We start from the raw sequence: 14111 nt of genomic DNA on the forward strand, positions 1-14111 counted from the left end.
AGGTCCCGGGTCACATCACCCAGCAACTCACCCAGCGAAGCGTTATCAGCCTTCTGATGCGCCTCACTGGGCGGCATCTCAGGAATCTGGCTACTCATCACGGCCTGCCAGACTGACCGTCCGCGTTGCGGTCCCGGGTGAGGGGATCCCCGGCCATCGGATCGTCGGCCAGGTCGCGGTCGCGGAGGGGATCGTCAGCAATCTGGTTTCCCGACCATGGTTCTTCCACCAGCTGCGGACTGTCCAGGGCACTGGCAGGACGCACTGGCTCGGCGTAGCCGCTGCCGGGAGCGCCGCCGTCGTACCCTGCCGTGGTGGTGGCCGGGCCGGGAAGCTGGACCGGAGGCGGCGGCACTGTCCCGCCGGCGGGCCGGTACGATTCGCTGTACTGGTCGCCGTACCCAGTACCGGAGTATTCCCCGGCAATGCCGGCGGTGCGGCCAGTTGCTGATGGGGTCTCCGGAGCGCCTGCCGTGAGGCCGCGGGTGAGGCGGCCGGCCAGGACACCGGCACCAGCGGCCAGCAGCAGGAAGGTTCCCGGACGGTTCCGGGCGAACCGCTGGACCTCGCCGAGCAGGTCACCGGGCTCCTTGTTCTCAAGCCAGGTAGCCATGGACGACGTGCGCTCTGCGGCCTGGCGGATCAGGTCGCTGGCAACGCCCTGCTGGTCCGGGGCGTCCGCCATGCTCTGCAACTGGCTGGAAATGGTCCGGATGCCCTCGGCCGCCTTCTGCTGCTGCGTGCCGGCCTGGCTGCTCAGGCCCGACTTCGCCTGGCCGAGCAAATCCTTGGCACTGGACTTCGCCTCGGCCGCTACGTGTGCCGCCTCACTCTTGGCCGTCTGGGCGACGCCCTGGGCGGAGTCCTTTGCTGTGCGGGCTACGTCCGCCGCTTCTTCTTTTGCCGCGTCCTTCCGGGACCCTCCTGAGGTGTCACTGGTGTCCGTAAACCCGGCCTGCGGAGTGGCGGCGGCTGGAAAGGTGGTGGCGGTCCGCTCGCCCGGACTTCCCGTAGTGGCCGGGGGAGCCGTGTAAGCGGGGTCCTCGGGCCATTGGTTCTCTGTCATCTTCGCTCTCTCTTTCCAAGAAGGCCGGTTGTTGATCAAGAACCAGCAATACTGGCCGTAAAATAATAAGCATGATTACTAATAAAAGGTAAGTACCCTTGCTAAGCGAGTTTTAACGGTTCCAGGAAACGTCAGCCGGTATGGCACAGGCCAGGCCGGGCACTCGAAATGGAAAGTGGTGGGTAGTTTGGAAATAGCTCCATGGGTTTGGGTGGTAGTCGCCATCGTTGTGCTGGTACTGATTGCGTTGCTGCTGGTAAGCGGCAGGCGCCGGAAGGCAATCCAGCAAAAACGCGACGATGCCCATCGGGAAAAAGCAGCAGAAATCCGGCGCGAGGCGGAGAATATGGAACTCGATGCCCGGGAACGCGAGGCCAAAGCGGCGCGAGCCCGCGCCGATGCCGAGCAGGCTCAGGTCAATGCGGCGCGGCTCCGGCAGGAAGCCGATGCAACGGCCCAGGAAGCGCATTCCCTTCGCGCCGACGTCGCCAGCCACAGCCGCAAGGCAGACGACGTTGATCCGGATGTGGGGAGGGATGGCAGCAGGCGGGGCGCCGGTACCCGTGGCGATGGCGCACAGGACGCTGTCCGCAGTGACGCGGTCCGCGACGAGACCATCCGCGACGATGCCCGTGGCGACGAGACCATTAACGACGAGGCCCGCGGCGACGCCGACCGCCGGGACCGTGACAACCCGCGGACCGGTATCTAGTACCTGCACGCCGGTGTCTGGCAGGTCGAGGGCTTGGCAGGCCGAGGCTTGGCGTCAGGGCAAGGCAGTGATGGGGCCGGGGGTTTGGGCTTGCGCTGCCAGGGTTCGCGCTGTCAGTCTTTGCGTGGTTTAAGGACGGGGGAAGGGGGCACTCCCTTCCCCCGTCCCATGCCCTCAAGGACTTCCTTGAAGGCATCCACAGAGGACTTTTTTGCTTCCCATCCCAGGATGCGGCGTGCGCGGCCGGTGTCCATGACCGGCGCCCCTGCTGCCATCTCCACCCAGCCGGAATCGGTTGGCACGAGCCGGAGCCGCCAGGCCAGGCCCACGGCTTTGTGGAGCAGCGCCATGGGGATGGGGAGGATCCTTCGGGCGCCCAGGATGCGGGCGATTTCCCGGGGTGTGAGCACGGGTTCAGCGGCGATGTTGAAGGCGCCGCTGGCCCGCTGGTCGATGGCCCGCCAGTAGGCCTCGGCAACGTCGTCCGCGTGGACGGCCTGGAAAATGAGGTTGTCCGGTGCGGGCAGGAGCGGAATCCGGAGCCGGGCCGGCAGGAGCCGCGGGTACACCGGCCCCAGGAAGTACCTGCCGATCTCGCTGCCGGCGTCCCGCTGGAAGATCAGGCCGGGCCGGAGCCTGGCCACCGCTATTCCCGGGTTGGCTTCCATGAAACTATCCAGCAGCTTCTCTTGTTCCGCCTTATGCCTGCTGTAGTGCGAGCCCGCCATGCCCTCCGCCGGCCATGATTCGTCCGTGCGCCGGTCCTTCGGGGCTTTGCTGTAGGCGCCAACGGACGACGCGCAGACTATCTGCTTAACACCGGCGGCCCTGGCTGCCTCCAGGACATTCCTGGTGCCCCCCACGTTGGTGCGGTAGAGCTGCTCGAGGTCCCGGTTGGGCTGAATTTGCCACGCCAGGTGCACCACGGCGTCCACGCCGGTCAGCGCGGCCTCCAGCAGCGGCTTGTCGCGCTCCAGGCCAACGTCCAGCGTGTGCCAGGCCACCCCTGCGTACGGTTCCCGGGAGGTGTCCGGAAGCCGCCGGCTGATGCCGGTCAGTTGAAGGCTTCCGGGTTTCCCGGACAGTTGGCCCTGCAAATTGCGCAGCAGTGCTGTTCCTGCGTTTCCACTGGCTCCGGTGATGGCGATGCGCATGAAGAAGGACTCCTCCGGTGATGGGCTGATCCGCTGACAGCCTGAGCCTATAGCGGGGAGGATTGTTTTATAAGCAACCTTATGATTTCCTTCTTCTAAGTCTTGCCGCAGGCTTTCGGAACCAGACCGAGGGAACCATCGACAATGCCTGAATACTCAGCCGCGCTTGCCGTGGATGCTACGCCGGTCCACCGGCCACAGCCAGACCTGCCGCATCGAAGCCCCTCAACCGCCTCGTCCGGACGCCTGCGCGAAACCTTTGAGAACGACCTCGTCCTCAGCTATTTGGACCTTGCGGAAGCCCTCGCAGGCCGGTTCGAGGCCCGTGGTCGCGAACGTGCAGACCTTAACCAGGTGGCCTATCTTGGCCTGGTCAAGGCAGCCCGCGGGTTTGACCAGGCCAAGGGTGAAAGTTTCCCCGCCTACGCCGCCCCCACCATCACCGGTGAGCTGAAGAGGTACCTGCGCGACCGGACCTGGGTGGTCCGCCCGCCCAGGCACATCCAGGACCTCCGGACCAGGCTGTTCCGTGCCGAGCCGGAGCTGACCCAGACGCTGGGAAGGAATCCCAGTGTGGAGGAGCTTGCCGGAGAGCTCGGTACCGATCCGGCGGAAGTCCAGGAAGCCATCTCGGCGTCCAGCAGCATGCATCCGGACTCCCTCGACGCCGTCAACCCCAACTCGGACGCACCCCCCATCGGGGACATGCTTGCCTGCCCGGAAACGCCGTTGGAGCGCCTGGAGGATTTGGCCTGCCTGCGGGAGGCCATGCAGGACCTGGACGCCGCGGACAGGGAACTCCTCTACCGCCGCTATTTCTGCGAGGAGACCCAGGTGCAGCTGGGGAAGCGGCTTGGCATGTCCCAGATGCAGGTTTCGCGCCGGCTGGCCCGGGTCCTGGTGGAACTTCAGCGCCGGCTTGAGAACAGCTCCCGTCCGGGCGGAACTGCCCGCGACGATGGGACGCATGCACAGCAGGGGACCGGCCAATCGGGCCGGAGCAGCGGAACAGCGGGGTCACTGCGCCCCGGCCCCACCGCCATCGGTTCCGGACTTGCCGGCAACGGTCACGGCCGCCGGATCGGTGCCAAAGCCAGGACCCGATAGCCGCGCGAACGCCCGCGTGCCGCTCGCGGAAACCACGTCCACAGCGGGGCGGAAGGAGTAGCAGTAGCCCCAGAAATCCCTATCTTGCCTGTTCAGCGGCTCGGATCTTTCCGGTCTGAAAGCCGAGAAAAGCCTGCGGCCCTGTTTAGGAGCAGCAGGAGGAGGGAACAGGGTGGATATGGGAAGCTCCGAAACGTCCAAGTTCCGCGCTGTCCTGTTCGACCGGGACGGAACACTGGTGGTCGATGTGCCCTACAACGGGGACCCGGCATTGGTCCGGCCGATGCCGGGCGCCAAGGCAGTGCTGGACAGCCTCCGGGCCGATGGCATGGCCACCGGCGTCATCAGCAACCAGTCGGGCATCGCCCGCGGCCTGATCACCGAGGCCGATGTGGCCAGCGTCAACGCCAGGGTGGAAGAACTGCTGGGACCCTTCGATGTGTGGGAAGTGTGCCCGCATTCGGAAGAAGACGCCTGCGCCTGCCGGAAGCCGCAGCCCGGCATGGTCCACAGCGCCTGCAGGAAGCTGGGCATTCCCGAATCCGAGGCAGCACTCATCGGCGACATCGGGGCGGATGTCCGCGCGGCGGAGGCTGCCGGAGCAACAGGCGTTCTGGTTCCCACCCCGGTGACCCGGGCAGAGGAGGTGGCAGCGGCACGGCTGGTCGCCCCGGACCTCGCGGCCGCCGTCGGCCTGCTGCAGGCGGCGCCCTGATGGGCCGCGTCCTGGTGGCACGCCTGGACAGCATGGGCGATGTCCTTTTGGCCGGGCCGGCGGTCCGGGCCGTGGCCCACGGCCGGACTCCTGACGGCAGCGGGGCGAACCATGTGGTGATGCTGTGCGGCAGGCAGGGGGAGGCCGCGGCCGGCCTGCTGCCCGGCGCGGCGGAGGTCTACAGCTGGGACAGCCCCTGGATCATGAACCCCGCGCCAAAGATGACCGGCCCGCACGCCGACCGTCTCATCGATTTCGTCCGCAACTCCCGCATTACGGAAGCGGTCATCCTCACGTCCTTCCACCAGTCCCCGCTGCCGCTGGCCCTGCTGCTGAGGCTGGCCGGCGTCGAGCGGATCACCGGGGCCTCCACCGATTACGCGGGGTCACTGCTTGATGTCCGGTTGAAGCCGGGGGAAGACTTTCCGGAGGACCAGCCCGAGGCTGAACGTGCGCTCGGGATAGCGGAGGCTGCCGGTTTCCGGCTGCCGGCAGGGGACGATGGCAAGCTCCGCCTGGCGTCCGTCCCCGATGTGCGGGACCTGGTGGGGAACGGGCCCTACGTGGTGGTCCACCCCGGGGCTGCCGTCCCGGCAAGGGCCTGGCCGCCGTTGCACCACGCGGCCGCCGTCGAACTCCTTCAGGGCGCAGGGCACCGGGTGGTGGTCACAGGCGGCCCCAACGAGACATCCCTGACGGCCACCGTTGCAGGTCCCTCGGCACTGGACCTTGGCGGACGTACGGACCTTTCCACTCTGGCAGGCGTCATGGCGGGCGCCGACGCCGTGGTCACAGGGAATACCGGCCCTGCGCACCTGGCAGCCGCCGTCGGCACCCCGGTGGCATGCCTGTTCTCGCCCGTGGTGCCGGCCATCCGGTGGGCACCGTACGGGGTGCCGCTGGAACTCCTCGGCGACCAGAACGCGGCCTGCCGGATGACCCGCGCCCGCGTCTGCCCGGTCCCGGGCCACCCCTGCCTCGACTCGGTATCCCCGGAGGAAGTGGTGGCCGCCGTCGAACGGCTGATCGGCGGAGTGAGCTCCTTCAGCACCCACGTCAGCACCCGTAGAAAGGCCCGCAACAGATGAAAATCCTGCTCTGGCATGTCCACGGTTCCTGGACGGACGCCTTTGTCCGCGGACGTCATGAGTACCTCCTTCCTGTCCTGCCGGGAGGTGGCGCCTGGGGACTTGGCCGTGCCGGCAGGGACTGGCCGTCTTCAGTACGGGAGGTGGACCTGGCGACGCTCGACGCCGACGCCGTTGACGCCGTCGTACTCCAACGCCCCGAAGAAATCGCGGAAGCGGCCCGGCTGCTTGGGCGGACCCCGGGCCTTGACCTGCCGGCGGTGTACGTGGAGCACAACACCCCCAAGGGTGACTTCCCGTTCACCAGCCACCCGCTGGCTGGCCAGGACAGCATTCCCGTGGTCCACGTGACCCACTTCAACAAGCTGGCCTGGGACAACGGATCCGCTCCCGCCACGGTCATTGAGCACGGAATCCCGGACCCCGGGCACCTGTATACGGGCGAGCTGGCCGAGCTGGGAGTGGTGGTCAACGAACCAGTGCGCAGGGGCCGGGTCACGGGCACGGACCTGCTCCCCGCCTTCGCCTCCGTGGCACCGCTGCAGGTCTTCGGCATGAAGACAGACGGGCTGCCAAAAGACACCGGAATAGCGGCGGCACGCCTCACCTCCCGCGGCGACCTGAAAACGCAGGAACTGCACCGGGAACTGGCCCGCTGCCGCGTCTATGTACACCCGATGCGCTGGACCTCCCTGGGCCTGTCCCTCCTGGAGGCCATGCACCTGGGTATGCCGGTGGTGGCGCTGGCCACCACCGAAGCACCGCGAGCGGTGCCGCCGGAAGCCGGCGCCGTCTCCGCCGATATCGACGAGCTGTTGCGCTGTGCGCAGCGGCTGGTCGCCAATCCGGATGAAGCCCGACGGCGGGGCGTCGCCGCCCGTGAGGCGGCACTGGAACGCTACAACCTGGGCAAGTTCCAGGACCGTTGGGATGAGCTGCTGGCGGACCTGCGCAGCCAGCCCCGGCACTCCGTCAACGGGCACCAGGACGAGCGGATCCTCGTCCCGGCGCCAGGAAGGAAGACCCCATGAAAATCGCCATGATTTCGGAGCACGCCAGTCCGCTGGCGGCACTGGGCGGAGTGGACGCCGGCGGGCAGAACGTGCACGTCGCCGCGCTGTCCGAGGCGCTCGCAAAGCGGGGCCACCACGTGACTGTCTACACCCGCAGGGATGCAACGGAGCTTCCCGCCAGGGTCCGGGTGGGGCGCCGGTTCGAGGTTGTCCATGTTGATGCAGGCCCTGCCCGGCACGTTCCCAAGGATGAGCTGCTGCCCTACATGGGGGAGCTTGCCGACGGGGTGGCCAAAGATTGGGGCCAGCGGCCGCCGGACGTGGTGCACGGGCACTTCTGGATGTCCGGGCTCGCCGCGCTCGACGCGGCCCGGCGTCCCGACGCCGGATACCGCGTCCCCGTCATCCAGACCTTCCACGCCCTGGGCACCGTGAAGCGCCGGCACCAGGGCGCCGAGGACACCAGCCCCACCGAACGCCGCTGGCTGGAACCGGGCGTTGGGCGCTCCGCGGACCGGATCATCGCGACATGCTCGGACGAAGTCTTTGAGCTCAAGGCCATGGGCATCACCACCGGCAAGATATCCATCGCCCCCTGCGGCGTGGACCTGGGCTTCTTCTCCGCAGAAGGACCGGCCGCCGCCCGGACCCGCCGCCACCGGATCCTCTCCGTGGGGCGGCTGGTGCCTCGGAAGGGCGTGGACCTGGTCATCCGCGCCCTGCCGTACCTGCGCCAGGCGGGATTCGACGACGTCGAGCTGCTGATCGTGGGCGGCGGCGGAGACTCGGGTGCGCTGCATGCCGACCCGGAGGTGCAGCGGCTACTGGCCCTCGCGGCCGAGCTGGACGTTTCGAACCAGGTGTCGCTTGAGGGCCAGGTCACCCGCGGCGAGATGCCCGGGATCTTCCGGAGCGCGGATGCGGTGGTGTGCGCGCCCTGGTATGAACCCTTCGGCATCGTCCCGCTCGAGGCGATGGCCTGCGGTGTTCCAGTGGTGGCTGCTGCCGTGGGCGGCCTGCGGGACACGGTGGTGGACCACGCCACCGGCCTGCACGTACCACCGCGCGATCCGGAGGCCATCGCCTCCGCGCTTGCGCTGCTGCTCGGGAATCCGGACCTGCGGGCCGAGCTCGGACAGGCCGGCCAGCGGCGTGCCCAAACCAGATACTCATGGGAGCGGGTGGCCGCGGAAACCGAGAAGGCGTACCAGCTCGCCGTGGCGGAGGCTCCGGCCGGCATCGCCCCGATGGAAGGAGCAGCGCTGTGACTGCTGAATGGTCCCTGAGGGAGTCCGACCTGCGCGCACTGGCCACCGCGCCCGGACTGCCCGCCATGCTGCCGGGAGCCGCTTTCGTGGATCCGGAAAGCGCCGACGCCGTCCGGAGCCACCTGGACAGCGTGGTTCCGGCGCTGGACTCGCTGCGCAGCCAGTCCGGCAGGCTCGCGGCATGGGGTGTCGAGCTCGCGCAGCGCCTGCTGCGCGGCCAGCGGCTACTCGCTGCCGGCAACGGCGGGTCGGCCGCAGAGGCGCAGCACCTCACCGCCGAACTGGTGGGCAGGTTCGACGGCGAACGCGTCCCCTTCTCCGCGATCTCCCTGCATGCCGAGTCCTCCGCGGTCACCGCCATCGCCAATGACTACGGCTACGACGAGGTGTTCGCCCGACAGGTCCGCGCGCACGCCCGTTCCGGCGATGTGCTGATGCTCCTGTCCACCAGCGGCAAGAGCCCGAACCTGCTGCGCGCCGCGGAGGCGGCGTCGCGGCTCAATGTAACCACCTGGGCGCTGACCGGCGTTGGGCCCAACCCACTCGCTGATGCCTGCGACGAAGCCGTCATGATCGACGCCCTCAACGCCAACGCGCAGGAAGGGCACCTGATCGCACTGCACGCTGTGTGCCGGGCCTTCGACCTCGAAGTCGCCCGCCGCAGCCCCACGGTTGGAGGTGGCCGGCCATGAGGATCGTTGTGGTTGGTGACGTCATGCTGGACGTGGACCTCTTGGGCGAGGCCACCCGCCTCAGCCCCGACGCCCCGGTTCCGGTAGTGGATGTCTCGGGCGTCCGCCGCCGGGCCGGGGGTGCCGGGCTGGTGGCCCGGATGCTTGCCGAGGACGGCTGGCCCGTCACCCTGGTGACGGTTCTTGGCGATGACGACGCCGGGCGGCAGCTGAAGGAGCACCTGGCCGGAGTGCGGCTGGTGGCGGGTCCCAGTGGCTACCCCTCGCCAGTGAAAACCCGGGTGCGGGCAGGTTCCCACCCGGTAGTGCGTTTCGACCAGGGCTGCGGTAAGACGCCAGTCCCCGAAGTTAACCCGGCAATGCTCAGCGCCGTGGAACAGGCAGGCGTGATCATCGTCGCCGACTACGGCAGGGGAGTGGCGGCCAATCCCCGGCTCCGCGAGCTCCTGTCCCGGCAGGCCGGGAAGGTGCCCGTCATCTGGGATCCCCATCCTTCCGGCCCGGACCCGGTTCCCGGCGTAGCCGTGGTCACGCCGAACCTGTCCGAAGCCGTCAAGGCCGCCCAGGCCCTGGCGCAAAAGGCTCCGCAGCCCGGGCAGGACCACGCGCCGGTCACACGAATGGATGAGCTGGCGGACCAGGCCGCCGAGGTTGGCCGGATCCTGCTGGACCACTGGCACAGCAAGGCTGTCCTGGTCACGAAGGGCGAGCAGGGCGCCGTGCTGCTGCGCGGCGATGACCCGGCCCCGCACTTCGTCCCCGCTCCCCGGGTGGAAGCCGGTGATCCCTGCGGCGCGGGGGACCGGCTGGCAGCCGGCCTGGCCGTGCACCTTCTCGCCGGACGGACCCTCGAGGAAGCTGCCGGCCTGGCAGTCCATGACGCCGCAGATTTCCTGGCCGCCGGAGGAGTGTCGGCACTGCCGGACCGCACCACCGGCACAGCCGCGCAGGAGCCCGAAGCCTTAGGGCTGTCCTCCGCGCGGGCACGATCCCTACAGCCGGCCCAGTCCTTTGAGCTGGCGCAGTCCTTTGCGCTCGCGCAGCGCCGTCCCACTGAACCGCTGCTGCTGGCCAGGACGGTCCGGCAGAACGGCGGAACCGTGGTTGCCACCGGCGGCTGCTTCGACCTGCTGCACGCGGGCCATGTCCGTTCGCTCACCGCGGCCCGTGACCTGGGGGACTGTCTGATCGTTTGCCTGAACTCGGATGATTCGGTGCGGCGGCTCAAGGGCCCGGAGCGACCCATCATCGGCCAGCACGACAGGGCGGAGCTGCTGCTCGCAATGGAGTGCGTGGACGCGGTGCTGGTCTTCGACGAAGACACACCCGAGGCCGCCCTGGAGCGGCTGCGCCCGGACATCTGGGTCAAAGGCGGCGACTACAAGGGCGCGAAGCTCCCTGAGGCAGACCTGGTGGAAAGCTGGGGCGGCCGCTGCCTCACCGTCCCCTACCACCCGGCCCGTTCCACCACAGGCCTTGCCGATGCGCTAGCGAAGGTGGGCTAACAGGCCCCACCGGACCATCCGATTTTGTATTTCCCATTGAAAGGAACACCATGACCACAGAACCCAATGCACCCGGCCGCGTCCTGATCACGGGAGGGGCCTCCGGACTGGGCGCCGCCGTCGTCGATGCCGTCCTCAAGGCGGGCGGCACCCCGGTGGTGCTGGACCGCGATATCAGCAGCGTATCTGGCGTCAAGGCCTTCGAAGTGGACGTCGCCGACCGCCTGGCCGTGGAAGCTGCCGTACGTGAAGCCGCCGACACCGTGGGAGGCCTGGACGCGGTGGTCACGGCGGCCGGCATCGACCGCTGCGGCAAGCTGGCCGACGTCGAAGCCACGGAGTGGGAGAAAGTCATCGGGGTGAACCTGATGGGCACGGTATCCGTGGTGCGCGCGGCCCTGCCCTACCTCAAGTCCACCCACGGCCGGGTGGTTACCATCGCCTCCACGCTGGGCAAGCGCGCGGTGGCCGACGCAACGGCCTACTGCGCCTCCAAATTCGGCGTGGTGGGCTTCAGCCACGCGCTCGCGGCTGAGACCGGCGGCGAAATCGGCGTCACCACCATGATCCCCGGCGGCATGAAGACCCACTTCTTCGACGACCGCACCGAGCAGTACAAGCCGCAGGATGACTCACGGCTGAACGACCCCGAAAACGTGGCCCAGGCCATCCTGTTCGCGCTGTCCCAGCCGAAGGGCTGTGAAGTCCGCGAAATGCTGATCTGCCACGAGGAAGAGGGCTCCTGGCCCTAAACCTGCAGACCGGCCAAGCACAAACCGACGGGAGGACCCCCATGCCTACAACAGCCACCGAAACCACCACCAGCAGGGACGCCGCCAACGGCTCCGGCATCACCATCCGGGATCCGCGCACGGGTAAGGTCCTGTGGACGGTCGCAGAAGCCGAGCCGGCTGCGGTGGACCATGCCGTGGAGGTGGCGCGCAGCGCCGCCGGCGAGTGGGCAGCCACGGCACCGGCTGAGCGGGGTGCCGCCCTCCGCAGCGCCGCCAGGGCACTGGATGCTGCAGCGCAGGAGCTGGCCGGACTGAACGCCAGCGAAACCGGCCGGCCGGTGGAGGAGGCGCTCGCCGGGATTGCTGCCGGCGTTTCCACCCTGGAACAATACGCCGAACTGGGCCCGGTACACCGCGGCCACAGCCTCCGCGGCAACCGGCTCGCCTCGGACTACACCGTGGCGGAACCGCATGGCATCGCCGTCCTCCTGACGCCCTGGAACGACCCGGTTGCGGTGGCCTGCGGCCTGATCGGCGCGGCGCTGGTCACCGGCAACACCGTCATCCACAAACCCAGCGAGCGGTGCCCGCGCCTGGGCGAGGCGCTGGGCGAGGTCCTGGCGCCTGCCTTCCCGCCCGGCGTGTTCCTCACAGTGTCCGGCGGGGCAGGAGTGGGTGAACTGCTGTCCCAGGCTGACGTGGACGTGCTGGCGCACGTCGGATCCAGTGCCTCCGGAGCCCGGATAGCCAGGGCCGGGGCGCTGACGGGGGCCCACGTCATCAGGGAGAACGGCGGCAACGATCCCCTGCTGGTGGACAGCGACGTGGATCCGGTCTGGGCTGCCAGCCAGGCGGCTATCGGCGCCTTCAGCAACAGCGGGCAGATCTGTACAGCGGTGGAGCGGATCTACGTCCACGAGGCCGTCGCGGAGGAATTCTGCGCCGCCCTGGAAGCCGAAGCAGCGCTGCGCAACAGCAACGGCACCGTGGCGCCGCTGGTGGACCTGCGCATGCGGGACGAGGTTCATGCCCAGGTTGCCGGCGCCCTGAACCAGGGCGCACGGGCGGTTGAGGGCGGCGTGCTTCCGGACGGTCCGGGTTCCTTCTACCCGGCCACGGTGCTGCTCGGCTGCACGGACGGCATGCAGGTGATGACAGAGGAAACCTTCGGCCCGGTCGCGCCAGTGCAGGTGGTGAAGACGTTCGACGACGGCCTCCGCCTGGCATGCAACGGCAGGTACGGCCTCGCCGCCACTGTCCTGAGCGGCAACATCGCCCACATCCAGCAGGCGGTGGCGGCCCTGCCGGTGGGGACAGTCAAGGTCAATGAGGTGTTTGGCGGCGCCCCGGGTGGCGCAGCGCAGCCCCGCGGCGAAAGCGGGCACGGGTTCGGCTACGGCCCGGAACTGCTGGATGAGTTCACCCAGGTGAAGGTGGTGCACATTGCTGCTCCTCCTGCATTTACCCCACGCAAGGACCAGCCATGAGCACGTCTCCCGAAACCGTGGACCTCTCCAGCCAGCGTGCGCTGTCCGAGTGGCTGCCCGGGCGGCTGGCGGCCGAAGAACCACGGATCCTCGTGATCGGCGATCTCATGCTGGACGGCTGGTGGAGCGGCAGCATCGAGCGGCTCTGCCGGGAGGCACCCGCCCCGGTGGTGGACATCCAGGTCCGCGAATCCGTTCCCGGCGGCGCAGCCAACACCGCCATGAACCTGGCTGCCCTGGGGGCCAGGGTTTCCGTGGCGGGGATCATCGGAACCGACGACGCCGGGGTGGACCTGCGCAACCAGCTGGTGGCGGCCGGCATCGATGTCCGCTACCTGCACTCCCACCCGGACATGGTGACCACCACCAAGATTCGGATCAGCAGCGGCGGCCAGGTGATGCTGCGGATGGACGACTCAGCCAAAATTGTACATGCCGAAGCCCTGGACGCGCTGGCCGCCTCGGTGGATGCCGCCGTCGAACGCCAGGCCGCTGTACTCGTCTGTGACTACGGCAACGGAGTCCTGGCCGATCCCGTGCATGCCGGGCTGGTGAAGGCGCTGGCGGTAGGCCCGGAAGGCGGTCCATCCGGGCGGCCGCTGGTGGTTGTCGACTCGCACGACCCCCGCCCCTGGGCTCCGCTGCGGCCGGACCTCGTGACGCCGAACGCGCAGGAAACGGCGCGGCTCCTGGACCTGCGGCTCCCCGAGGGCCAGCAGCGTGTGGAGGCCGTCGGCGGGCACGCTGCAGAGCTGCTGGCTGCCACGGGCGCCCGGGCCGTGGTGGTCACCTTGGACCGGGACGGGACAGCACTGGTGACTTCCGACGGCGTCAGGCACCGTACGTGGGCACGCCCGGCAGCGGAGAAGCAGGCCTCCGGAGCCGGCGACACGTTCGTGGCTGCACTTACCCTTGCACGTTCGGCCGGGCTGCCCCTGACGGCGAGCCTGGATCTGGCACAGTCGGCCGCAGACGTGGTGGTGCACCAGCCGGGAACGTCGGTCTGCAGCACCGAACAGCTGGGCCGGTACCTGCGGGCGTTCGCGGACACCGCGCTCGGCGCTGATGAACTGGAACGGCAGATCGAGGCTCACCGGGCGCAGGGGCAGCGGATCGTGCTGACCAACGGCTGCTTCGATGTGCTGCACAGCGGCCACACCCGCTACCTCAACCAGGCCAAGCAGTTGGGCGACATCCTGGTGGTGGCCCTCAACAGCGATGGCTCCGTCCGCCGGCTCAAGGGTGCCGGGCGGCCCATCAACGCAGTGGGGGACCGGGCAGCCGTGGTGGCGGCCCTGAGCTGCGTGGACTACGTGACCGTCTTCGATACGCCCACCGCCGAGCCGCTCATCAGGCGGCTCCGCCCGGAGGTCTACGCCAAGGGCGGGGACTACACGCCGGAGATGCTGGCCGAGACTCCCGCGGTGGAGGAGTACGGCGGCCGCGTGGCCATCCTGGACTACGTGGCCGAACGTTCCACTACCGCCGTCGTGAACCGGATCCGGGACGGCGAAGGCGCGGCACCGGCCATCTAGCTGCATTTGCTGTGGCCGCGCTCCGGCCGTCCCCG

Annotated in this window: 13 protein-coding genes; 11 read left to right on the forward strand and 2 right to left on the reverse strand. The window is 68.7% G+C overall.

Annotated elements, in window-relative coordinates; translation table 11 throughout:
- Nucleotides 1-97: 97 nt before the first annotated feature.
- Nucleotides 98-1066 carry a hypothetical protein gene (locus tag AC5RUU_RS06145; RefSeq protein ID WP_493974333.1) on the reverse strand — a complete coding sequence of 323 codons (969 nt, stop codon included), beginning with the start codon at nucleotides 1064-1066 and terminating at the stop codon, nucleotides 98-100.
- Between the two features lie 178 nt (nucleotides 1067-1244).
- On the opposite strand from AC5RUU_RS06145, the gene AC5RUU_RS06150 reads away from it, so the two are divergent.
- Nucleotides 1245-1778 carry a hypothetical protein gene (locus AC5RUU_RS06150; protein ID WP_493974334.1) on the forward strand — a complete coding sequence of 178 codons (534 nt, stop codon included), beginning with the start codon at nucleotides 1245-1247 and terminating at the stop codon, nucleotides 1776-1778.
- A gap of 113 nt (nucleotides 1779-1891) precedes the next feature.
- Here AC5RUU_RS06150 and AC5RUU_RS06155 read toward each other — a convergent pair whose 3' ends face one another.
- Complete coding sequence (locus AC5RUU_RS06155) at nucleotides 1892-2932, reverse strand: NAD-dependent epimerase/dehydratase family protein (RefSeq protein ID WP_493974335.1); 1041 nt, start codon at nucleotides 2930-2932, stop codon at nucleotides 1892-1894.
- A gap of 144 nt (nucleotides 2933-3076) precedes the next feature.
- On the opposite strand from AC5RUU_RS06155, the gene AC5RUU_RS06160 reads away from it, so the two are divergent.
- The 10 genes from AC5RUU_RS06160 to rfaE2 all read left to right on the forward strand — a co-directional run bounded on the left by AC5RUU_RS06160 (nucleotide 3077) and on the right by rfaE2 (nucleotide 14076).
- Nucleotides 3077-4039 carry a sigma-70 family RNA polymerase sigma factor gene (locus tag AC5RUU_RS06160; protein ID WP_493974336.1) on the forward strand — a complete coding sequence of 321 codons (963 nt, stop codon included), beginning with the start codon at nucleotides 3077-3079 and terminating at the stop codon, nucleotides 4037-4039.
- Nucleotides 4040-4217: 178 nt separating this feature from the next.
- A complete protein-coding gene (locus AC5RUU_RS06165) occupies nucleotides 4218-4754 on the forward strand; it encodes a D-glycero-alpha-D-manno-heptose-1,7-bisphosphate 7-phosphatase (RefSeq protein WP_493974612.1) in 537 nt (178 codons plus the stop codon).
- Nucleotides 4754-5842, forward strand: a complete 1089-nt coding sequence (locus AC5RUU_RS06170) for a glycosyltransferase family 9 protein (protein WP_493974337.1) — start codon at nucleotides 4754-4756, stop codon at nucleotides 5840-5842. The genes AC5RUU_RS06165 and AC5RUU_RS06170 overlap by 1 nt, the downstream gene beginning before the upstream one ends.
- Nucleotides 5839-6873 carry a glycosyltransferase gene (locus AC5RUU_RS06175; protein ID WP_493974338.1) on the forward strand — a complete coding sequence of 345 codons (1035 nt, stop codon included), beginning with the start codon at nucleotides 5839-5841 and terminating at the stop codon, nucleotides 6871-6873. The genes AC5RUU_RS06170 and AC5RUU_RS06175 overlap by 4 nt, the downstream gene beginning before the upstream one ends.
- Entirely contained in the window at nucleotides 6870-8123 is a 1254-nt protein-coding gene (locus tag AC5RUU_RS06180; protein WP_493974339.1) for a glycosyltransferase, read from the forward strand. The genes AC5RUU_RS06175 and AC5RUU_RS06180 overlap by 4 nt, the downstream gene beginning before the upstream one ends.
- Nucleotides 8120-8815: a D-sedoheptulose-7-phosphate isomerase gene (locus AC5RUU_RS06185; protein WP_493974340.1), complete on the forward strand. Its 696-nt coding sequence runs from the start codon at nucleotides 8120-8122 to the stop codon at nucleotides 8813-8815. The genes AC5RUU_RS06180 and AC5RUU_RS06185 overlap by 4 nt, the downstream gene beginning before the upstream one ends.
- Nucleotides 8812-10320, forward strand: a complete 1509-nt coding sequence (locus tag AC5RUU_RS06190; protein ID WP_493974341.1) for a PfkB family carbohydrate kinase — start codon at nucleotides 8812-8814, stop codon at nucleotides 10318-10320. Before AC5RUU_RS06185 ends, AC5RUU_RS06190 begins: the two co-directional genes overlap by 4 nt.
- Before the next feature lie 50 nt (nucleotides 10321-10370).
- Nucleotides 10371-11072, forward strand: coding sequence for an SDR family oxidoreductase (locus tag AC5RUU_RS06195; RefSeq protein WP_493974342.1), 702 nt, complete (start codon nucleotides 10371-10373; stop codon nucleotides 11070-11072).
- Between the two features lie 41 nt (nucleotides 11073-11113).
- Nucleotides 11114-12541 carry an aldehyde dehydrogenase family protein gene (locus AC5RUU_RS06200; protein WP_493974343.1) on the forward strand — a complete coding sequence of 476 codons (1428 nt, stop codon included), beginning with the start codon at nucleotides 11114-11116 and terminating at the stop codon, nucleotides 12539-12541.
- Entirely contained in the window at nucleotides 12538-14076 is a 1539-nt protein-coding gene (gene rfaE2, locus AC5RUU_RS06205; RefSeq protein ID WP_493974344.1) for a D-glycero-beta-D-manno-heptose 1-phosphate adenylyltransferase, read from the forward strand. Before AC5RUU_RS06200 ends, rfaE2 begins: the two co-directional genes overlap by 4 nt.
- Nucleotides 14077-14111: the final 35 nt, after the last annotated feature.

Source organism: Arthrobacter sp. K4-10C (assembly GCF_059090085.1).

Bases quoted from the DNA above. Each gene is read 5' to 3' on its own strand.
- AC5RUU_RS06180 (WP_493974339.1), top strand. From the start codon at position 6,870: ATGAAAATCGCCATGATTTCGGAGCACGCCAGTCCGCTGGCGGCACTG.
- AC5RUU_RS06190 (WP_493974341.1), top strand. From the start codon at position 8,812: ATGAGGATCGTTGTGGTTGGTGACGTCATGCTGGACGTGGACCTCTTG.
- AC5RUU_RS06145 (WP_493974333.1), bottom strand. From the start codon at position 1,066: ATGACAGAGAACCAATGGCCCGAGGACCCCGCTTACACGGCTCCCCCG.
- AC5RUU_RS06155 (WP_493974335.1), bottom strand. From the start codon at position 2,932: ATGCGCATCGCCATCACCGGAGCCAGTGGAAACGCAGGAACAGCACTG.
- AC5RUU_RS06160 (WP_493974336.1), top strand. From the start codon at position 3,077: ATGCCTGAATACTCAGCCGCGCTTGCCGTGGATGCTACGCCGGTCCAC.
- AC5RUU_RS06200 (WP_493974343.1), top strand. From the start codon at position 11,114: ATGCCTACAACAGCCACCGAAACCACCACCAGCAGGGACGCCGCCAAC.
- AC5RUU_RS06195 (WP_493974342.1), top strand. From the start codon at position 10,371: ATGACCACAGAACCCAATGCACCCGGCCGCGTCCTGATCACGGGAGGG.
- AC5RUU_RS06175 (WP_493974338.1), top strand. From the start codon at position 5,839: ATGAAAATCCTGCTCTGGCATGTCCACGGTTCCTGGACGGACGCCTTT.
- AC5RUU_RS06170 (WP_493974337.1), top strand. From the start codon at position 4,754: ATGGGCCGCGTCCTGGTGGCACGCCTGGACAGCATGGGCGATGTCCTT.
- rfaE2 (WP_493974344.1), top strand. From the start codon at position 12,538: ATGAGCACGTCTCCCGAAACCGTGGACCTCTCCAGCCAGCGTGCGCTG.
- AC5RUU_RS06165 (WP_493974612.1), top strand. From the start codon at position 4,218: ATGGGAAGCTCCGAAACGTCCAAGTTCCGCGCTGTCCTGTTCGACCGG.